The organism is Pseudothauera rhizosphaerae, assembly GCF_004801305.1.
GTDB classification, from domain to species: domain Bacteria; phylum Pseudomonadota; class Gammaproteobacteria; order Burkholderiales; family Rhodocyclaceae; genus Pseudothauera; species Pseudothauera rhizosphaerae.
In genome coordinates this window covers 26,224-45,100 of record NZ_SSOD01000002.1, presented here as the reverse complement: position 1 = coordinate 45,100, position 18,877 = coordinate 26,224, and the positions used below count along the sequence as shown (strand labels likewise).

The window sequence follows — 18,877 nt, the reverse complement described above, 5'->3', positions numbered from 1 at the left end:
GCATGACGATTCCTGAGAAAATCAATGTCCTGATTTTTCCCGGTGAAGCGGAGAACGCTTTCGAACTTTTTCAGGCGCTCCGTTATGCGCCGCGCTTTTCCGTGTGGGGCGCGTCCAGCCGACCCGGTTACGGCAATGTGCTGTTTCCGCGCTACCGGGATGATCTTCCTGGCATTCATGAAGCCGGTTTTCTGCCGGTTTTCAACCGATTTCTGGAAGAGAACAACATCGCCCTGATCTTTCCGACCCATGACGACGTTGCCTTGCACTTGGCCGAACTGGGCGATGCACTGAAGGCGCAGCTTGTCGGCTCCGGTGTGGAATGCGCGCGGCTTTGTCGTGCAAAGAGAGAACTTTATGCCGCGTTCGCGCACGAGGCGTTTTGCCCCAAGACTTACGGCAAACCGGAAGATGTCGGCGATTGGCCCGTGTTCATAAAACCCAGCCAGGGACAGGGTGGGGTAGGAAGCGCCCGCGCGGACGATCCCGAAACCTTGCAGCGCCTTTGGCGGCAGACATCGGACCCGGTGTTGTGCGAATACCTGCCCGGCGAGGAATACACGGTGGACTGTTTTTCTGACCGGCACGGAAATCTAAGGTTCGTCGGCCCCCGCTCGCGCGATGTCGTTCGCATCGGTATTGCCTTCGTTTCCCGTGCCGTCCCGGTGGACATGGCGACGCAAAGAATGGCCGAGGCGCTCAACGCCCGGCTCAAACCGCGTGGCCTGTGGTTCTTCCAGACGAAGAAGGGCGTGAATGGAGAACCGAAGTTAATGGAGGCATCCTGCAGGGCGGCAGGTACCATGAGCGTCTATCGCCAGTTGGGGATCAATTTGCCGCTGCTCGCAGCGTATGATGCCCTTGACATGGATGTGCGCATTTTGAAGAACGACTTCCAACTCACCATGCGCCGCCGGCTGCACAGCAGCTACATTATGGATATCCGATTCGACACCGTCTATGTGGATTACGACGACACCTTGATTGTGGAGGGTAAGGTCAACGCCTTGTTGATGCAATTCCTGTATGAATGCCGCAACCGGGGCAAGCGGCTGGTCGTCTTGAGCCGCCATCCCGGTGATCTGCTGGCGAACATGCGGCAATACCGCGTGTTTCCGGAATTGTTCGACGAGGTAATTCATCTTTCACGGACGGACAACAAGGCCGACTTCGTGAAAGATAGGAATGCCATCTTGATCGACAACCTGTTTGCAGAGCGGGAAGAGGTGCTGGCTCGAAACGGTATCCCGGTCTTTGACGTTGATGCCGTAGAAGGGCTGCTATGAGAAAAGAAGAACCATTGGTCAGCATCGTCATGCTGGCATACAACCACGCGCCGTATATCGAAGAGGCGATGGAAAGCTGTCTGTCGCAGCAGACCTCGTTCCCGTTCGAGTTGATCGTCTGCGATGATGCTTCGACGGATGGCACGACGGAGATCGTCCGGAAATGGGCGGAGAAGCATGAAAGCCTGGTGTTCCTGCCTCAATCGGTCAATGGGCGTGGCCTCAACAGCTTGATGGATGCTCTCCGGCATGTTCGCAGCAAATACATTGCTTTTTGCGAGGGGGACGATTTCTGGAGCGTGCCGCACAAGCTGGAAAAGCAGGTGCGGTTCCTGGAGGATAATCCAGACTTCTCTGTCTGTTGTCACAAAGTGGAAATGAAGTTCGAGCACCGTCCGGGAGATGAAAAGAAGCAATATATCTACAAAGACTGCTCAGCGGACGACGAACGCATTCGTCAAGGTATTTTCTACGCCGACGAAGCCATTGCCAATTACTACTTTCAAACGAGTTCCTTCGTGTTCCGCTGGCGATTTAGGGATGGACTGCCGCCCTGGTTCCGAAAGTGGATGATGTTCGATCACGCCCTGATGATGCTGCATGCCGTAGAGGGGAAGATCAAGTATTTCGACGAAGCCATGAGCGTCTGGCGTAGGAATGAGAGTGGCTATTCATGGCTGCAAAACGTGGACAAAGGTGTTTTTTTCCAGAAGGAAGGCGGTGGATGGATCTGTTTCTACGAGGAAATGGATAAATTCTTTTCCGGTCGCTTCCACCTTCAGATCAGGGAACGAATTTTACTGGCCTTGCGCGGCATGATCGCCAACTGTCTCGAAACCGGGAATGTGAGACTCATGCGCAGGATTGCAGAGGATCATCAGGATTGGTTTCTCGAACTGGTGAAGGACAACGCCAGCCTGTTCGAAGCCGCACGGATAGCGTTTCCGGAGCAGGTGGTCCGTGTTCCGCCCTGGGCCGGCAAGCCAGGGGAAACTGAGGGAAGCTCCATGCCCACGTTGGGGGGCTTCATGGAACTGGGCCTTCTGGACATCCCGGAGGCGCAGGATAGCGTATGGGCGCATTGGACAAAGGGGCAGGAAGTCGCCTGCTTTGCCCACCCGTTGGCTGCGCTACTCGCCTGGCTTTACCACCGGCGCGTCCGACGCCTTTGGCTTCCCGTGGTGGGCTCCAGGCTTATCAAGGAGGAATTGAGAAATTTGTGGGTTCCATACCAGTTCTACCCGGTTGGTGGAGATTTTTCCCCGCCCATTGACTTTATTGCGCAAACGCAGCCAGGCGACGCCGTGCTCACTTGCTCATGGCTGGGGCGTCCGCCCGCGGCGGAAATGCGCCGCGCGCTCGCTGAACGCGATGGGGTACTCTGGATCGACGATCGTTCGTTGGCACTGTGGCCGGGAACGCCGCACGAAGCGGACGTGACGCTCTACAGTCCGGCCCGCGTGCTGGGCGTACCGGACGGCGGCATCTTGGTGGGGGAGGGCGTTACCGTCCTGCAGCCCGCCCATGAAAATGAAAATGCATTTGCGGCCAAGCGCCGGGAACTGTTGCTGGAACGGTTCGAGCATCCTGCGGTTGATGGTGCGCTCTTCGCCCGTGAGCAGGCAATCGAGTTGGAAAATCCCTTGCCCGGGGGCGCCATGAGCCGTCTTTCCGCCAGTATGCTTGCCCGTATTCCCCTGCATGATGTCATCGTGCGCTGCCGGGAAAACTGGAGCTTGCTGCACGGGCTGCTGGGCGATTGGTCTCTCTGGCCGGAAAGCCGGACGGTGGATTTTACGCCATCCGTTTTTCCCATGATGGTGCCGGAAACCATACCGCCGATATTTCTGCTCACGGCCCTCAATCGCAGGGGAATCGTCTGTTCGGGTTTCGACATGGCGCTGACGGCCAAATACGAAGGATCTTTGGGCGAGGAGGTGGAACTTCTCAAGCGGCTGCTCTGCCTACCGTGCGATCACCGCTACGGTGAAGAAGATATGCGCAGGATGGCCGGGGAGGTTTTGCGGATACTGCGCGGCGAGTCTGATCTTGGAAGGCCGGGAACCCGCCTAATGTCCTGATCACTGAAACTTACCATGAAATTTTGAAACCATCCCAACCATGCTCAGAACTGCATGGAAGCCACTGACCAAATGCACGCCCTTGGTTCCATGACGCTACGTAATCTCGAATTTATCGGCCCCTCAGGCGTCGGAAAGACTACGCTCGCCTCCCTGGCTGTCAATCACCTGCCTCCATGCTGGATCACGAAGAAGCAAGCCAAATTCTTTCTGGAAGGATTTACGGAAAATATAACGCAAACAGAACATGAAGCTGCTTTCCTTAGAGCCCTGCTAGACGCAAAAGACAAATCGATCACCCGGAGCTTCTCATCAGATATCCATAAACGGAAGAAATTGATGGATTTTTTCAGAGCAGAACTGCTTCTGGATCACGCAATTCTATCGGTACTCGAGAATTACAGGGTTTTTTCCGATGACGGCATATCCCACAACTTTGGCGTAGAACTGCTCGCCTACTCTGACGACACCGGACTTCAGTCATTTTTTTCGAGAAGGGACATCGTCCACCTTACGGCGTCCGCTGAAACAATCCTCGATCACCTGAAAAAGCGGAACGAACAAAGTCCGAATGCGTTGAATGATTGGTATGGTTACTATCACGGAAATCTGGAAGCCCTTACAGAAATCGTGTGCTCTTCAATCCGGAGAAGTATCGAAACAAGCAAGCTTGCAGAACGATTTGGAAGCCGTGTTTTGCAACTGAATGCCGGAGAGGGGCTGGACGCAAATAAACAACGAGTGCTGGAATTTATCGAATGAATACCTCCTCCCATCACGACTTTCTTCTATCCAAAGAAGAGTTCTTCAGAAAGGCCACCGAGATCGGCGGTGGACACTGGAACAGCCAGCCGCTTGACCTACGCTGGAATTATCACTGCAGTGCCATCGAGATTGTTCGAAAGATCGGAATCTCCAAGCCGCAAGAGGTTCTCGAGATCGGCACCGTCGGCCTTCAGATCGTAAAAGGAAGCGACACGCTCGACCAAGACAAGTACTGGAACTACCCAGGCAAGAACCCCACCTTTATGCACGACGCGAGAAACACGCCTTGGCCCGTTCAGAATGCGTACAAGATCATCATCGCACTGAGGGTTTTCCAGTATTTGGCACCCTATCAGGAACAGGCTTTCAACGAAGCGCGCAGACTATGCAGGCACTTGATTCTTGTCGTTCCCCGGGGCGATGCTTACCGCCCAAAAGGGTTGGAAACCTCCAAGGGTATTGCTCTGACAGAGTTCCTACGGTGGAGTGATGGCATGCCCCCAAGACTTTTTCAGGAGACCTCCATGGGTGACCTGTATCACTGGGACTTCACTCAAGACGCAGAACGCACCCCCTGAATAGCTGGTTCATCCGACCGCACAGACCATCGGGAGACGAGATGCGGTGAACTGTCAGGAGTCCGTCCTTTACGCGGATTGCCTCAGCCGCTGATTTCTCATCTTGCGCTGTCCAGGACGATGTCGATCACCCGCTCCTGACCGGTGCTGTCCAGCGCAGGATAGATCGGTAGGCAGAGGACCTGCTCCGCCAGCCGGTTAGCATTGGGCAGCAGCCTGCCAGCGGCGCTTTGCAACCCCCGGTACATGGGGAAGGAGCTGATGAGCGGATAGAAGTAACGACGGGCGTGAATGTTGTTTGCCTTCAGGCGCTCGTATAGCACATCGCGGTTGATGGGATGTTCAGGGAGGATGAAAAGCGGGCAATAGGCGTGATTCCAGACGAGGCCGGGTGGGGGCTGCTGCATGCGTAGTGTGGGAATGTTCTGGAAAGCTTGCTGATAGCGTTGATGAATGGCCGCGCGAGCGTTGAGCGCGGAGTCGATGTGCTTGAGCTGCAACAGCCCCATGGCCGCGCTGACCTCGTTCATCTTGCCGTTGATGCCCGGGGCCACCACGGTGACTTCGTCGGCGAAGCCGAAATTCTTCAGATAGTCGATGCGCTGCTTGATCTTGGCGTCGGGGCAGACGATGGCGCCGCCCTCGAAGGTGTTGAACACCTTGGTGGCGTGGAAGCTCAGGATGGAAAGGTCGCCGTGGCGCAGGATGCTGTGCTCGTTGCGGCGAACTCCGAAGGCGTGGGCAGCATCGTAGATGACCTTCAGGCCGTAGGTGTCGGCGATGCGCTCGATGCGTTCGACGTCGCAAGGAATGCCGTAGCAATGCACCGGCAGGATGGCCGTGGTGGCCGGCGTGATGGCTTCCTCGATGCGGTCGGGGTCGAGGTTGCAGGTGAGTGGGTCAATGTCCACGAACACCGGTTTGATGCCGTTCCATAACAGCGAATGCGCGGTGGCGGCGAAGGTGTAGGGGGTGGTGATGACTTCGCCGCTGATTCTCAGTGCCTGCAGCGCAGTCACCAGGGCGAGAGTGCCGTTGGCGAACAGGCTCAGGTGCTCGACACCCAGATAGGAGGCCAGTTCGGTTTCCAGTTGCTGGTGGAAGGGACCGTTGTTGGTCAGGCGCCGGTTGGTCCAGATGCGCTCCAGATAGGGAATGAACTCTTCCAGAGGCGGGAGCAGCGGGCTGGTGACCGGCAACTGTTCTTTCATGTCCATGCAATCCCTTTCGTTCGCCGCCAGGCAGGGCGACGGGTGTCCGCGCGTTGCGCCCTGGGTTCTGACTCCAATCGGGCGTTCGATCTCTGCATTGCGTGCCTCTTCATCGACGAAGCGTAAACGGGCCGGGGCAAAGGGGGAATAGGTTGGAGTGACGTTCGGATGGGGTGGTGACTCCTACTATGCGCCCGTACATGTATCCGGGACACATGGAATACGCCGTGTTTTACAGCCTATCTTATTGTCACGCTTGAATACCGGTCCCCTTCCTGTGCAAGGTCATCCGTGACCTGGTCGGAGCGTGTGCGGTGGACCACGTGCGTGGATTCAGTCCATAGCCGCCGTCTCCACCCGATTCTTCCCGCTCTGCTTGGCCCGGTACATGGCCGCGTCGGCGCGCTGCACGACGGTGTCGAAGGCTTCGCCCGGCACCCAGGGGGTGACGCCGGCGCTGAAGGTGATGAACACCTTCTGGTTGTCCGCGAGGAAGAAGGCGGTGGTCAGGGCGCGCTGCAGGCGGGTGAGTGCGGCGGTGGCTTCGGTGAGCCCGGTTTCGGGGTAGAGCAGGATGAATTCCTCGCCGCCGTAGCGTGCCACGCTGTCGTGGGGGCGCAGATTCTCGCGCATCACGCGGACCAGGTGTATCAGTGCGCCGTCGCCGCGCTGGTGGCCGTAGGTGTCGTTGAGGCGCTTGAAGTTGTCGAGGTCGAGCAGGGCCACGCACAGCGGGCTGCGGCGGCGGGAGGCGCGGGCCGCTTCGCGGGCGAACATGTCCTCCAGGCCGCGGCGGTTGAGGGCGCCGGTGAGGGGGTCCTGGGTGACCAGGCTGCTGGCGCGGTCCAGTTCGGCCTGCAGTTCGGCGATGCGCGCTTCGGCGTCCTCCACGCGCTGGCGGGTGGCGAGCAGTTCGGCGCGGGAGCGCGTGGCGTGCTGCTGGATGGCGCGGGTTTCGCGCATGACCTCGTCGAGCACACCGCCGATTTCGGTGATGTCGCGGGCGGCGGAAATCTTCTGCGCGCAGTGGTCGACGGTGTCGTGGTAGCTGCCGGTGCTCTCGGCGAAATCGGCGAGCTGGTCGATGAACTGGGCGATCATGCCCTTGATCGCTTGCTGCGCCTCGGTCAGGTTGTGCTTGAGCTGGCTCTGCTTGTAGATGACTTCCTTGAGGCGCCGTTCGGCGTCGTCGAGGCTGCGCAGGTCGGCGGGCTCGTCGAGCACGTGGCGCAGGACTTCCACCTGGCCGCGCAGCCACTGGTCGTCGAGCACCAGTTCGTCGATGTTCTCCAGCAGCAGGCGGAGCAGGTTGAGGAGCCCGGCGCGGACTTCAGCGGCGTCGCCCGCGGCCATTTCCAGCTTCAGCGCGAAGCGGCGCAGCAGTTCGCCGTGCTGGCGCAGGGGGGCGATGCCGGGGGCGGCGGCGATCCGGGCGGCCAGCGCCGCGGCTTCGCGGATGAGCTCGGGCTGGTCGGCCAGCGAAGCGGGCACGACTTCCGTGAGGGTCTGGGCGAGCAGGCCGCGCAGGGTGTCCACCAGTTCGCCGGCTTCGCCGGCGGCGACCATGCGGGGTGCGGCGGGGGCCGTCGCTTCACCGGCGGCCGGGGCCGGTACGCCGGTTGCGTCATCGGCCGGGGCCGGAGGGGCATCCTCGGCGGGCACCTGGCTCCACGATTTCACCAGCCCCTGCAGGCGGGCGAACAGGGTGTGGGGGTCGTTGGCGCCGAGCACGCGTTCCAGCGATTCGCGCTTGCGCGCGGTGGTCCAGCCCGCGTGGCGGGCTTCCCACTGGCGCAGCAACTGGGCGATCAGGTCGTTCCAGGCCGGCTGGGCGTCCAAAGCCAGGCCGGCGAGATATTGCGCCAGGGCCGCGCGGATGACGTGCTGGTCCTGCCCGGCGATGGCCTGATCCACCATGCGCGCCAGGCGCTGCCGCTCGGCGCTGTCGCGGGGCAGCCGCTTGGCCAGGCTGAGGAGGAATTTCTCCGGCACCGGCTCGTCCTCGGCGGCGTTGCCGGCGATCTCGTTGTACAGCGCGCGGTAGTTGTCCGGCGTGGGCGGCACGCGCCGCAGCGCGAGCTGGCGCAGCGCTTCGCGGGCGATATCGGACGGACTGCTGAAACCGCTCATGCGGGGATGTTCAACTCGCGCTCAGCACGCGGTTCTTGCCGGCGCGCTTGGCTGCGTACATGGCGCGGTCGGCGCGTTCGATGGCCATGTGGGCGGGTTCGGCCGGATCGAGCAGGGTGACGCCGGCGCTGAAGGTGATCAGCAGCCGCTGGGTGTCGGCCATGAAGATGCGGCGGGTGAGTTCGCGCTGCAGGCGGGTGAGGACGGCGGCCGCTTCGCCGGTGTCGGTTTCGGGCAGCAGGATGAGGAATTCCTCGCCGCCGTAGCGGCACACCGAATCCTGCGGGCGCAGCGATTCGCGCACCACGGTGGCCAGATGCTTGAGCGCCTCGTCGCCGGTCTTGTGGCCGTAGGTGTCGTTGAGCAGCTTGAAGTTGTCCACATCGAGCAGGCCGAGGCTGAGCAGGGTGCCGCGGCGGCGGGCCATGGCGATCTCGCGCTCCAGCGCCTCGTCCAGGCCCTTGCGGTTGAGGGTGCCGGTGAGGGGGTCGTGGCGCACCAGTTCGCTGGCTTCGTCCAGTTCGCGCTGCAGGCGCAGGATGTGCTGGTTGGCGGTTTCCACCTCCCTGCGCAGCGTCGCGATCTCTTCGGTGGAGCGCTCGGCGGCGCTGTGGGCGTGGCGCGTCTCGGTGAGGATTTCGCCGACCACTTCGGACAGTTCGCCGATGTCCCGCGCGGCGTCGATGCGCTCGGCGCCCCGTTCCAGCACCCTGGCGTAGTCGCCGGTGACGTTGCCGAAGCTCGCCAGGCGGTCCACGAAGCCGGCCAGCATGGACTTGAGGCGTTCCTGCGCGTCCGTGAGCTGGCGCTTGAGGTGGCTCTGCTTGTCGATCACGTCGAGCAGGCGGCGCTGCATCTCGTCGAGCACGCGGATGTCCAGCGGGCCGGAGAAGGCTTCCGACAGCACGGTCAACTGGCCGTGCAGCCAGCGGTCGTCGAGCACCAGTTCGCTGATGTTTTTCAGGATCAGGCGCAGCAGGCCGAGCAGGGCTTCGCGCATGGCGTGCTGGTCTTCGCCGGCCCATTCGAGCTTGCGGATGAAGCCTTCCAGGTGCTGGGCCAGCGCGGGGAGTTCGTCGGCGGTCGCGGATTCCAGGCCCTGGGCCAGCGCGCGGGCTTCGGCGGCGAGTTCGGGTGTGTCGACCAGCATCGCGCTCACCGCCGGATGCAGCAGGCGCGTCATCAGTTGTTCGCTTTCGGCGCGTTCGGCGGCGGCCAGTGCCAGGATGGCGCGGCGCATCATGGGCCAGTTCGCGTTGTCGACGGCGTGCTCGAACTGCTGGGCGAGCTTGAGCGCTGCCGGCGTATTGCGCGGCAGGGCGTGGGCGGTGGCCTTGAGGGCGGACGTGGGGAAGGGGTCCTCGGCCTGGGTGCCGGCGATCTCGTGGTAGTAGGTGCGGTAATGGTCGGGGGTCGGGGCGACCCGCTGGGCGGCCAGCCGGCGCAGGGCTTCCCGGGCAATCGTGGAAGGCGAGGTGAATTCCGGCATGGTGCGTGGTTCCGCTGGGGGCGACGGATACGACTAAGGGCGAAACTCTACCATTGCCGCCGCGGGGGGCACGTGGCTTATTCCACCAGTCCGTGGCGGATGCCGTAGTGGGTCAGTTCGGCGTTGTTGCGCATGTTCATCTTTTCCAGCAGGCGGGCGCGATAGACGCTCACGGTCTTGACGCTGATGTGGAGCGACTCGGCGATCTGCGCCGGGGTGCGGCCGGCGGCGATCAGGCGCAGGGTCTGGAATTCGCGGTCGGAGAGCTTCTCGTGGGGCGGGCGGTCGCCGTCGTCCATGACCGCGTTGGCGAGCGCTTCGGCCACCGCGGGGCTGACGTACTTCTTGCCGCCGGCGACCTGGCGGATCGCGGCCACCAGTTGCTCGGGCGCGCTCCGTTTGGACAGGTAGCCGGCCGCGCCGGCCCTGAGGGCGCGCACCGCGTACAGGTCTTCCGGGTACATGCTGAAGATCAGCACCGGCAGGCGGGGCAGCTCCTTGCGGAGCATCTTCAGCGCGTCGATGCCGTTGCGGTCCGGCATGGAGACGTCCATCAGCACCACGTCCCAGTTCTGCTCGCGCGCCATCTGCAGGGCCTGTACGCCGTTGCCGGCTTCGCCGGCGACTTCCATGTCGTCCGTTTCGGACAGGATATGGCGCAGGCCCTGGCGCACGACGGCGTGGTCGTCGGCGATCAGCACGCGCAGGCGGGAGTTCGGGGGCATCAGGGCGGGTTTCCTGTGGTTTGTGGTTCGGCGGCCAGCGGCACGGCGAGCACGAGACGGGTGCCCGCCGGGGAGGCGGTGCCCAGTTCGAGCCTGCCGCCCAGGCTGGCGAGGCGCTCGCGCATGCCGCGCAGGCCGGAGGAGAGCGGTTTGTCCAGATCGGCCGGGGCCAGCCCCTTGCCGTCGTCCACGACTTCCAGCAGCACTTCGTCGCCTTCCTGGGTCAGGCGCACCTCGACACGGCTGGCCTGGGCATGCTTGCACACGTTGGTGAGCGCTTCCTGGAAGATGCGGAACAGGGCCACCGCGGCCGGCTGCGGCAACTGGATGTCGTGGTCGGCACACGCGATGCGGCAGGCGATGCCGGTGCGCTGGCTGAAGTCCTCGGCCTGGCATTCGATGGCTGCGCCCAGGCCGAAGTCCTTGAGGATGCCGGGGTGCAGTTCGCGCGTGATGCGGCTTGCCGCGGCGATGGCGTCGTCGAGCAGCCTTTCGATGGCGTTTACGCGTTTGCGCAGCAGGGCGGGGTCGCCGTCCAGGCGGGCGGCGAGCAGCGCGGTCTCGATCTTGATCGCCACCAGGTGGCCGCCCAGCACGTCGTGGACCTCGCGCGCGATGCGTTCGCGTTCTTCCTCGCGCGCCGTTTCCAGGCGGGCGGACAGGGCGGCCAGTTGCGAGCGGACGTCGGTGAGCGGCGTGGTGGAGGCCATGCGATAGGCGTGCCGGATCATGCGTATCTGGTAGATGCGCATGATAGCAGGCCGACCGGCGGCGCTGCGTGGCCCTCTCCACGGTGGACGCTCAGCGCGTCAGTTCGAATTCCGCGGCCAGGGCCTTGAGCTGGGCGGTCATCGCCTGCAGTTCCTCGGTCCGCGCCAGAGCGTCGCGGGCGTCGTGGCTGTTGCGCTCGCTCAGGGCGGCGATGCGTTCCACGTTGTTGGCCGTGTCGCTACAGGTCTGCGCCTGCTGGAGGGCCGCGGCGGCGATCTGTCCGGCGCGCTCGGCCACGTCCGCGCTTGCCGCGGAGATGCCGTCCAGCCCGCCGATGTTGTCCCGCATCATCGCCACGCCGCTTTCCACCTCGCTCACCGCGCCGCCCATGACCCCCACCGCGCGCCGGTTGATGGCCTGGATTTCCTCCACCATGGCGGCGATGTCCCCGGTGCTGCCGGTGGTGCGTTCGGCGAGCTTGCGCACCTCGTCGGCCACCACCGCGAAGCCGCGTCCCTGTTCGCCGGCGCGGGCGGCCTCGATGGCGGCGTTGAGCGCCAGCAGATTGGTCTGGTCGGCGATCTCGCGGATGCTGCGCGTGATGTCGCCGATGCGGCCGATGGCCGCGTCCAGCTCGTTGATGGTGGCGCTGGAGTTCTGCACCGTGTCGATGACCTGGGCGGTGGCGGCGATGCTCTGGCCGATACCCTGGTTGCTGGCCTGCACGCGTTCGCGCGCGTCCGCGGCGGAGCCGGCGGTGTCGGCCGCGTGCTCGGCCACTTCGTTCACCGACTGGCTCAGCTCCTCGGTGGCGGCGGCGACCGCCTGCAGGTTTTCGAGCTGGGTTTCGGACTGTTCGGCGACCCGATGCACGTCGTGGCGCAGGGCTCCGGTGTTGTGCTCGATGCGCCGCGCGGTGGCGCTGATGCGGTCGAGCATCTCCTTGATGCGGGTCTGGGTGATCGCCAGGCGGCAGAACATGGCGCCGACCTCGTCGCGGCCGTCGAGGGGGATGTCGTCGGTCATGATGCCTTCGGCCATGCGGTCGAAGTACTGGTTGGCGCGCGCCAGGCCCGCCGTGAAGCGGCGCAGCACCAGCGCCGCGGGCAGTGCGGCGAAGGCGAGGCCCGCGGCCACGCCGCCCAGCACGCCGCCGGCCGTGGAACCGGCCGCATAGACCGCGGCCGCGGCACAGGCCGCCGCCGGAATGCCGAGCGCGAGCGCCAGCCTGGCCCAGGTGCCCAGCGCCGGGCCCCCGCTGCCGGGTAGCTTGCCGCCGGCGCGCAAGCGGGCGTAGAGCTGGTCGGCCGCGGCCACCTTGTCGCGCGTGGGCTTGGTGCGCACCGACATGAAGCCCGTGGTTCGTCCCTGGTGCGTGACCGGCACCACGGTGGCGTCTACCCAGTAGAAGTCGCCGTTCTTGCAGCGGTTCTTCACCAGGCCGCGCCACGGCCGGCCGGCCTTGACGGTGCGCCACAGGTCCTCGAAAGCCTGGGGCGGCATGTCGGGATGGCGCACGACGTTGTGGCTCGCGCCGATCAACTCCGCGCGCGAGAAGCCCGCGATGTCGACGAAGGCATCGTTGGCCTCGGTGATGACGCCTTTCAGGTCGGTGCGTGACACCAGGTAGGTGCCGGACGGAAACGGGACCTCGGTGGAGGTCACCGGCTGGTTGATCTTCATGCTGCGTCCTCGCTGTGAACCGGGCGAGGGGTGGGGCCCGGCCTATATATGCCTTAAGCAATATTCATGCTCAGGACCGAGGTTGATAAAAGGCTTGTGAGGATGGATAACGGCAGATATCCGTGCAAACTTGAGTGATATGCACGGCAGCGGCCATGATGGCCCGGACGGGCAGGCGCTGGGGAAAAGCGGGAGGGCGGCCGAGAGATATGTCACACCGCCGGCCGGTCATGTGCGGGCGGCCGGCGGCGTGCCCGGGCCGGGGGCGAGGGCTTTCAGCGCATGTCGTAGCGGCCGCGCAGTTCGGCCGCGGCGCGGGTGGAGGCCACCACCACCAGCTTCATCGTCGCCCGCGTGGCGCCGACGAAGAGCTTGCGCAGCGTGGCGTCGTCCAGGCGGTCGAAGTCCACTTCCGCCAGGATCACCGCGGCGGCGGCCTGGCCCTTGAAGCGGTACACCGACTCCAGCAGCACCTCGCCTTCGGTGAACACCGGATGGCCGAGGAGATCGTAGCGCCCGGTGAAGTGGCGCAGGCTGTGGGGGCCGATCTGCGTCTGGCCGAACAGGCGCGACTGGTCGCGCCCGCGGAAGGAGACGATGGCCAGGTCCTCCTTGCGGAAACCCGCGGCGTAGCAGCGCCGGATGGCTTCCTTGACCCCGGCCAGCAGACCCGGTCCGTCGGCGTAGTCGATCAGCTCCACCTCGGCCGCGTCCAGCGGCGAGGCGGCCTCGATGGGCTGTTCTTCCGGCAGCAGCGCCTGCAGCATGCGCACCACCGGGCGCGGGCTGCGGAAGTTGCTGGTGGCGCGCAGCCCGACCCAGCCGGGCAGCGGCACCGGATCGCGGGCGTAGAGGTTCTGCAGCGGGTCTTCAAGCCACAGCAGGCGTGCAACCGGGCGGGCGTGGGCGAGCACCAGGTCGCGCCAGGCCTCGGGGAAATCCTGGCCTTCGTCCACGATCACGCTGTCGAAGCGGAAATCCTCGCCCACCGGCAGTTCGGCGGCCTCCAGCACCATGCGGTCGAAGGCGCCCGCGGCGGAAAAGTCCGGGCTGCGTCCGGCCGCGCGCAGGCGCTGGTGGCAGAGCTGATGGAAGGAGCAGGCCAGCCCGCCGGCCGGCGCGATGGCCGCGAAATGGTCCGCCAGCGGGCGGTTGAAGCAGACGTAGAGCGGGCGCTTGCCGGCTTCCACGGCAGCGCGGTATTCGGCCAGCGCGAGCTGGGTCTTGCCCGAGCCGGCGGTGCCGGTGACGCGCAGGCGGAAGGGCTCGAAGTCGAGCTGGCGCGCCCAGTGGGCGAGCCCGCCGGCCACCCGCGTGACCATGTCGCGGGCGCGGCCCACCAAGGCGCTCACGTCGGCCTCCAACTGGATCACGTCGCGCAGGAAGCGATGCACCTCCGGCACGGCCGGGGTGGCTTCGCCCACGGGCAGGATGTCCTGGATGATCCTCCCCAGCGCGTCGCGCCGGGCGCTGTCCACGATGCGTTCCGGGGTCAGGCCGGCGGTCTGTGGCTGGCGCACGCGGTAGTCCGGCGCGTAGAGCAGGAAATCCACCGCCACCTCGCCGCAGCCGGGGCGGGCGGCGAGCTTGGTGCGCAGGGCTTCGGCGCTGCGCGCGAGCTGGGCGGGGATGCTGTGCACGCGGCCCGGGTAGCGCTTCACGATGCCGTCCGGCGTCTCGTCGAGAAAGCCGCTCTTTTGCTCGATCAGCAGCAGGTCGCCGGCCGCGTTGACGACGACGAAATCCACCTCCCCATGCACCGCGTAGCCGCGCTCCAGGTTGGTCCAGTGCACGGCGTGATAGACGGTGTAGCCGGCCGGCAGGGCGGAGGCCAACTGGTTGAGGGTGTCGATCTCGCGCTGGGCTGCGCCGGTGACGGCCAGCTCGCGCCAGCCGTCGGGGATGATGCGGGCCACGGTTTCGGCGTCCTTGCGGGAATGGTGCGGCCGATGTTACCCGAAGGACGCGAAATCGGTGGGCATGCTCAGTCGGGGCGGGGGCGGCGTTCGTCCTTGTGGCGGAAGCAGATGCGCGCCTTGGAGAAATCGTAGGGCGACAGCTCCAGCGTGACGCGGTCGCCGGCGAGGATGCGGATGCGGAACTTGCGCATCTTGCCCGAGGCGTAGGCCGCCACATCCATGCCGTTCTCCAGCTTGACGAGGAAACGCGCGTCGCGCAGCACTTCCTCCACCACGCCTTCGACTTGGATCAGGTCTTCCTTGGCCATGCAGTACTCCTTGTGCGCGCCCGGCCGTGCCGCGGCCGGGCGGTTCTTGAAGGCGGCAGGTCGAGGCGCGGATGCCGGCCATGGACAATGGACGCCCGCGCGCGGCGGTAGCGGGCGCGGAACGAAGACCTGTGAGCCTGATTGCGGAGCCTTTGCAAGCCCCGGGCGGGTGCATCGTGTGCGGCGGGCGGCAGGACGCGGCCTCTTGCGCGCGATGCGCGGTTTCATGCTGTCGGCCCGATTGCCGGGGCCGAAGAATGCGTCGCCGGATGCGGGCCGGCGACCAGGCAGCCAGGAGGTGGAGCGGGGCTCCGGGGGACGGCTGCCGAACGGCAAGGGCGCATCATACGCTCGTTGTGCCGCGGCGCAAAACTGCGCCCCGCCACCGGGGCGTTCAGCCCGCGTGCGGGGGGCTCTCGGCGCGCAAGGCTGCCGGCTGCCGGCCCACGCCGCGTCGCCACAGCGGCAGGACGGCCAGCGCGATCAGGATCTCCAGCGCACCGACGATGAAGAACACCGGCAGGTAGGGGTCCAGCCCGGCGGAGCGGAAACCACCCACCAGGGTGCCGCCCAGCAGCGGGCCGAGGGCGAAGCCCAGCGACCCGGCCACGTTGAAGCCGGCCAGCGTGCTGGCGCGCTGGCCGGGGCCGGCCAGTTCCGCCGCCAGCACCAGCGAGGGCGCGTACATCAGCGCCGCCACCACGCCGCCGCCGGCCATCAGCGCCACCAGCGCGCCGGCCGGCGCCAGCCCCAGCGCGATCAGGAACAGGCCGTAGAGAACACTGCCGACGATCATCATGCCCAGCCGGTCCCAGTGCTGGCACAGGCGTCCGGCCGGGTAGGTGAGCAGCGCGAAGGGAATCATGAAGGCGGCCATCACCAGGCCGATCCGGCGCGCGTCGAATTCGAGCACCGCGCCGAGGTAGAGGGCGAAGGTGGAGACGATGAAGCCGACGGTGAGCCGGTCCACGAAGGTGAACAGATAAGGCACCGCGAGCATGCGCCGGGCCGCCAGTTCGCGCAGCAGGCGGGCGGGCGACTGGCGCGCGGCCGCGTGCGGCGCGTCGCGCAGCAGGAGCGGCGCGGCGGCGGCCAGTGCCAGCATCAGCCAGCCGCCCAGCCAGGGCACCTGGGCCGCGGCTGCGGCGCCGATCCAGCCGCCCAGCGGTGCGCCGCTCGCCACGCCCAGGCTGACCGCCGCCCCCACCGCGCCCATGGCCGCCCCCATGCCGTGCCGGCGGCCATGGTCGGCGCCCAGCGCCATCAGCAGCGAGAGCGCGCTCATGTGGGCGCAGCCCTCGACGAAGCGCAGCGCGAGGATGACCGGGTAGGACCAGTCGCCGGCGATCAGCAGCAGGGCGAAGCCGTTGACCAGCAGCGCGCCGGCGATCAGCGGCACGCGGCGGCCCAGGCCGTCCGAGGCCAGGCCGGCGAGCGGCGCGGCGACGAGTGCGCCGATCATGTTGACCGACATGAAAAGGTGGCGGGCCAGGTCGCCGGTTTCCGGGTGGCGGCCCACGGTGAGATCGTGCAGCACCGGCACCATGCCGGTGACCGGCAGCATGAGCAGGTAGATGACGCAGACCAGACGCAGCACGGGCATGGAAGCGGAATCCGGGGAAGCCTGCCGCGCAGCTTGCCCGAAGCGGCGGGGCGCAACAACCGTCTGGATCAAGACCAGGCAAGCCTTGACATATGGATGATAATAATTATTGTTTACATTTCTTAACTTCCACCAGCTTGCCGCAAGGCGCGGATGGCACATGGACACTTCGGCACTGATCCGCAAGCTTGCCGAGTCATCGATTTTCTCCAAGGTGGACGAGCAGGCGCTGCAGGCCCTCCTGGCCGATGCGACGCTCGTCCGCCTGAAGGCCCGGCAGCACCTGTTCCACATGGGGGAGAAGGCGATGTACTTCTTCCTGGTGAAATCGGGTTCCATCACCCTCTACCGGCCCAGCTATACCGGCGATCACAAGATTTTCCGCAGCATGGAGGAAGGCGACCTGCTGGCGGAAACCGCCATGTTCGCCGCCCCCTGCCACTACCCGCTTTCCGCCCAGGCCGCCACCAATGCGGACGTCTACCGCCTGTCGCGGGAACGCCTGCTGCAACTGTGCCGGCAATCGCCGGATTTCAGCATGGCGATGCTGGAAGGCATGGCGGTGCGCATCACCCAGTCGCTCAACCGCATCGATCTGCTCACCATCGGCAACGCCGCCCAGCGGCTGGTCACCTACCTGATGGATATCTACATGCAGCAGCGTTCCGCATGGCTGATCCTGCCGGCCAGCCAGAGCGTGCTCGCCCGCCAGTTGAACATCGTGCCGGAAACCCTTTCCCGCCAACTGGGCGGTTTCCGGCGGGCCGGGCTGATCGGCGGGCACAACCGGGAACTGGTGCTGCTGGACGTGGACGGGTTGTGCAAAGCCGTCGATCTGCCGCCGCCCGACGCCAACTTCGACCGTCTCGAACCCACGGGGCATCTGGGCAGCAGCCTGTTCGACTGCTGCAATTACGCCAAGCAGACGCTGGGGCGTTCCAACTGAGCGGCGGGCGCCGCGGTTCGTCAGGGTTTGTGTGCCAGTTGTTCATGAACGCTGGTTGCAACCCGTGCCAGTTCGGCCTTGTCGATGCCGGCCGAGATGGCATAGCCGAAGTTCCGATCGATCCAGTAGAAGACATTGACCGGGCCTTCCTGGGCGAAGCGGAATGCGGTTTCGGCGTTCCTGCCCTGTTCCCCGGATACGTACAGCGTGAGGCGCTGGCCTCTTCCGTCGTGGTACATGAATTGGGCAACGGGGCCCGCCGTACCCGGCAGCAGGCGTCCGCCGATCAGCTCGAACCCGAGCGCACCCAGCCGGGGTGGCCGGACCCTGGCATTGAGCCGGTCGGAGAGCCACGTGACCAGTTGCTCTTCCTGTTCGGCACCGATCTCCACCGGACGGACGACGTCCGGGCTGTAGACGACATGGGCGATGGCAGCCTGATGGGCAAACTGGACGGGAACCTGGCGGACGGCCAGCGCCCGGGCCGCATGCCATTGGCCGTTGGCCAGCCAGCCGGCGCTGCCGCTGAGCACGGCAATCAGCAGGCCGGCAGCCATGCGATACGACGACCAGCGCGGCAGAAAACCCCGTGGCCGGGCTGCCGATGGATGCTCCCCGGCAGGTGCGCGGGCGGCCTGGAGCAATCGCTCCGGAATCTTCTCTTCGAGAACCGGATCGAACAAAGCCCGCAGGGCTTCGTTCTGGGCCCGGTAGCAACGGACGGCATCCGCCGCTTCCGGGTGGCCGGCCAGGTAAGCGGCCACCTCTGCCTGGCGTTGCGCGGGCAGGGCTCCGTCGACGTAGGCCTGGATATCCGCATCGGAAAGGGGAGCGTCTTTCATGTCGCGACCTTCAGAACGGGAGGGGACTCTTCGGAAAGCAGGACTCTCAGCCTTGCCCTGGCGCGGGAAAGGCGAGACATGACGGTACCTGCCGGCCAGCCGAGCACCTCGGCGGCCTGGGCATAGGGCATGTTCTCCAGCGCGACCAGCAGCAGCACCTTGCGGTAGTCCTCCGGGAGCTTGAGCAGGGCGGCTTCGAGGTCGCGGAGTTCCAGATTGTCATGCTGCCGCGGCCGTACCGGAACCGCGGCGGCCTCTTCCTCGATGGGAACCGTCAGCAACCGCGGCCGGCGCACCTGATCGGCGTGCAGGTTGTGCATGATGGTGAAAAGCCAGGGCAAAAGCTCTCCATTGCCCCGGCAGGACGACAGCCGCGGCCAGGCCCTGGCCAGCGTATCCTGGACCAGGTCGTCCGCCGCCACGGCATTGCCCGCCAGGGCGCGTGCATAGCGACGCAAACGGGGAATGCTTGCCAGCATCCGGGCTTCGTCGTCCGTTGTGGTGCCTGCATTCATCGGGAGGTCGCCTCGCGGCAGGGTTCGGAGCGTCCGGCCGGGCTTCCGCGCTTCGGCGGCCGCGGGCGGAACGGAAGCCGTCCGC

16 protein-coding genes are annotated in these 18,877 nt (G+C 65.3%); 5 read left to right on the top strand and 11 right to left on the bottom strand.

All coding sequences use genetic code 11. From position 1 onward, the window contains the following. Window positions 1-2 precede the first annotated feature (2 nt). From E6O51_RS02115 to E6O51_RS02100, 4 genes are read left to right on the top strand one after another with little or no spacing between them, the layout of a single operon-like run. Window positions 3-1,286 carry an ATP-grasp domain-containing protein gene (locus E6O51_RS02115; protein WP_136383333.1) on the top strand — a complete coding sequence of 428 codons (1,284 nt, stop codon included), beginning with the start codon at window positions 3-5 and terminating at the stop codon, window positions 1,284-1,286. Further along, entirely contained in the window at window positions 1,283-3,367 is a 2,085-nt protein-coding gene (locus E6O51_RS02110) for a glycosyltransferase (RefSeq protein WP_136383332.1), read from the top strand. Before E6O51_RS02115 ends, E6O51_RS02110 begins: the two co-directional genes overlap by 4 nt. Window positions 3,368-3,421: 54 nt before the next feature. Next, window positions 3,422-4,129 (top strand): hypothetical protein, encoded by a 708-nt coding sequence (locus E6O51_RS02105; protein WP_136383331.1) that lies wholly within the window; start codon window positions 3,422-3,424, stop codon window positions 4,127-4,129. Next, window positions 4,126-4,710 carry a hypothetical protein gene (locus E6O51_RS02100; RefSeq protein WP_136383330.1) on the top strand — a complete coding sequence of 195 codons (585 nt, stop codon included), beginning with the start codon at window positions 4,126-4,128 and terminating at the stop codon, window positions 4,708-4,710. Before E6O51_RS02105 ends, E6O51_RS02100 begins: the two co-directional genes overlap by 4 nt. A gap of 98 nt (window positions 4,711-4,808) precedes the next feature. On the opposite strand, the gene E6O51_RS02095 is transcribed toward E6O51_RS02100, so the two are convergent. The 9 genes from E6O51_RS02095 to E6O51_RS02055 form a co-directional block, all read right to left on the bottom strand. Then, the gene (locus E6O51_RS02095; protein ID WP_330997871.1) at window positions 4,809-5,927 is read right to left on the bottom strand and encodes a DegT/DnrJ/EryC1/StrS family aminotransferase; all 1,119 of its coding nucleotides are present in this window, start codon (window positions 5,925-5,927) and stop codon (window positions 4,809-4,811) included. Window positions 5,928-6,254: 327 nt separating this feature from the next. Beyond that, the gene (locus E6O51_RS02090; RefSeq protein ID WP_136383329.1) at window positions 6,255-8,051 is read right to left on the bottom strand and encodes a GGDEF domain-containing protein; all 1,797 of its coding nucleotides are present in this window, start codon (window positions 8,049-8,051) and stop codon (window positions 6,255-6,257) included. A 10-nt stretch (window positions 8,052-8,061) separates the two neighbouring features. Beyond that, a complete protein-coding gene (locus E6O51_RS02085) occupies window positions 8,062-9,540 on the bottom strand; it encodes a GGDEF domain-containing protein (RefSeq protein WP_136383328.1) in 1,479 nt (492 codons plus the stop codon). Window positions 9,541-9,617: 77 nt separating this feature from the next. Then, complete coding sequence (locus tag E6O51_RS02080; RefSeq protein WP_136383327.1) at window positions 9,618-10,265, bottom strand: response regulator; 648 nt, start codon at window positions 10,263-10,265, stop codon at window positions 9,618-9,620. Continuing rightward, window positions 10,265-11,017, bottom strand: a complete 753-nt coding sequence (locus E6O51_RS02075) for a sensor histidine kinase (RefSeq protein WP_136383326.1) — start codon at window positions 11,015-11,017, stop codon at window positions 10,265-10,267. The genes E6O51_RS02080 and E6O51_RS02075 overlap by 1 nt, the downstream gene beginning before the upstream one ends. Window positions 11,018-11,066: 49 nt before the next feature. Further along, on the bottom strand, window positions 11,067-12,659 hold the full coding sequence (locus E6O51_RS02070) for a methyl-accepting chemotaxis protein (protein WP_136383325.1): 1,593 nt from the start codon (window positions 12,657-12,659) through the stop codon (window positions 11,067-11,069). A gap of 275 nt (window positions 12,660-12,934) precedes the next feature. Further along, a complete protein-coding gene (locus tag E6O51_RS02065; protein WP_136383324.1) occupies window positions 12,935-14,575 on the bottom strand; it encodes an ATP-binding domain-containing protein in 1,641 nt (546 codons plus the stop codon). A 68-nt stretch (window positions 14,576-14,643) separates the two neighbouring features. Continuing rightward, the gene (infA, locus tag E6O51_RS02060) at window positions 14,644-14,886 is read right to left on the bottom strand and encodes a translation initiation factor IF-1 (RefSeq protein WP_136383323.1); all 243 of its coding nucleotides are present in this window, start codon (window positions 14,884-14,886) and stop codon (window positions 14,644-14,646) included. A 394-nt stretch (window positions 14,887-15,280) separates the two neighbouring features. After that, window positions 15,281-16,489: an MFS transporter gene (locus E6O51_RS02055; RefSeq protein ID WP_136383322.1), complete on the bottom strand. Its 1,209-nt coding sequence runs from the start codon at window positions 16,487-16,489 to the stop codon at window positions 15,281-15,283. A gap of 160 nt (window positions 16,490-16,649) precedes the next feature. Between E6O51_RS02055 and E6O51_RS02050 the strand changes: the two genes are divergently transcribed. Then, a complete protein-coding gene (locus tag E6O51_RS02050; protein WP_136383321.1) occupies window positions 16,650-17,435 on the top strand; it encodes a Crp/Fnr family transcriptional regulator in 786 nt (261 codons plus the stop codon). A 20-nt stretch (window positions 17,436-17,455) separates the two neighbouring features. Here E6O51_RS02050 and E6O51_RS02045 read toward each other — a convergent pair whose 3' ends face one another. Both E6O51_RS02045 and E6O51_RS02040 read right to left on the bottom strand, forming a co-directional pair. Next, a complete protein-coding gene (locus E6O51_RS02045; RefSeq protein WP_136383320.1) occupies window positions 17,456-18,277 on the bottom strand; it encodes an anti-sigma factor family protein in 822 nt (273 codons plus the stop codon). Next, window positions 18,274-18,792, bottom strand: coding sequence for an RNA polymerase sigma factor (locus tag E6O51_RS02040; RefSeq protein ID WP_136383319.1), 519 nt, complete (start codon window positions 18,790-18,792; stop codon window positions 18,274-18,276). The genes E6O51_RS02045 and E6O51_RS02040 overlap by 4 nt, the downstream gene beginning before the upstream one ends. Window positions 18,793-18,877 lie beyond the last annotated feature (85 nt).

Excerpts from the sequence above, each read along its gene's own strand:
- E6O51_RS02100 (WP_136383330.1), top strand. The coding sequence starts at position 4,126 with ATGAATACCTCCTCCCATCACGACTTTCTTCTATCCAAAGAAGAGTTC.
- E6O51_RS02040 (WP_136383319.1), bottom strand. The coding sequence starts at position 18,792 with ATGAATGCAGGCACCACAACGGACGACGAAGCCCGGATGCTGGCAAGC.
- E6O51_RS02055 (WP_136383322.1), bottom strand. The coding sequence starts at position 16,489 with ATGCCCGTGCTGCGTCTGGTCTGCGTCATCTACCTGCTCATGCTGCCG.
- E6O51_RS02050 (WP_136383321.1), top strand. The coding sequence starts at position 16,650 with ATGGACACTTCGGCACTGATCCGCAAGCTTGCCGAGTCATCGATTTTC.
- E6O51_RS02115 (WP_136383333.1), top strand. The coding sequence starts at position 3 with ATGACGATTCCTGAGAAAATCAATGTCCTGATTTTTCCCGGTGAAGCG.
- E6O51_RS02110 (WP_136383332.1), top strand. The coding sequence starts at position 1,283 with ATGAGAAAAGAAGAACCATTGGTCAGCATCGTCATGCTGGCATACAAC.
- E6O51_RS02075 (WP_136383326.1), bottom strand. The coding sequence starts at position 11,017 with ATGCGCATCTACCAGATACGCATGATCCGGCACGCCTATCGCATGGCC.
- E6O51_RS02080 (WP_136383327.1), bottom strand. The coding sequence starts at position 10,265 with ATGCCCCCGAACTCCCGCCTGCGCGTGCTGATCGCCGACGACCACGCC.
- E6O51_RS02085 (WP_136383328.1), bottom strand. The coding sequence starts at position 9,540 with ATGCCGGAATTCACCTCGCCTTCCACGATTGCCCGGGAAGCCCTGCGC.
- E6O51_RS02070 (WP_136383325.1), bottom strand. The coding sequence starts at position 12,659 with ATGAAGATCAACCAGCCGGTGACCTCCACCGAGGTCCCGTTTCCGTCC.
- E6O51_RS02095 (WP_330997871.1), bottom strand. The coding sequence starts at position 5,927 with ATGGACATGAAAGAACAGTTGCCGGTCACCAGCCCGCTGCTCCCGCCT.
- E6O51_RS02090 (WP_136383329.1), bottom strand. The coding sequence starts at position 8,051 with ATGAGCGGTTTCAGCAGTCCGTCCGATATCGCCCGCGAAGCGCTGCGC.
- infA (WP_136383323.1), bottom strand. The coding sequence starts at position 14,886 with ATGGCCAAGGAAGACCTGATCCAAGTCGAAGGCGTGGTGGAGGAAGTG.
- E6O51_RS02105 (WP_136383331.1), top strand. The coding sequence starts at position 3,422 with ATGGAAGCCACTGACCAAATGCACGCCCTTGGTTCCATGACGCTACGT.
- E6O51_RS02045 (WP_136383320.1), bottom strand. The coding sequence starts at position 18,277 with ATGAAAGACGCTCCCCTTTCCGATGCGGATATCCAGGCCTACGTCGAC.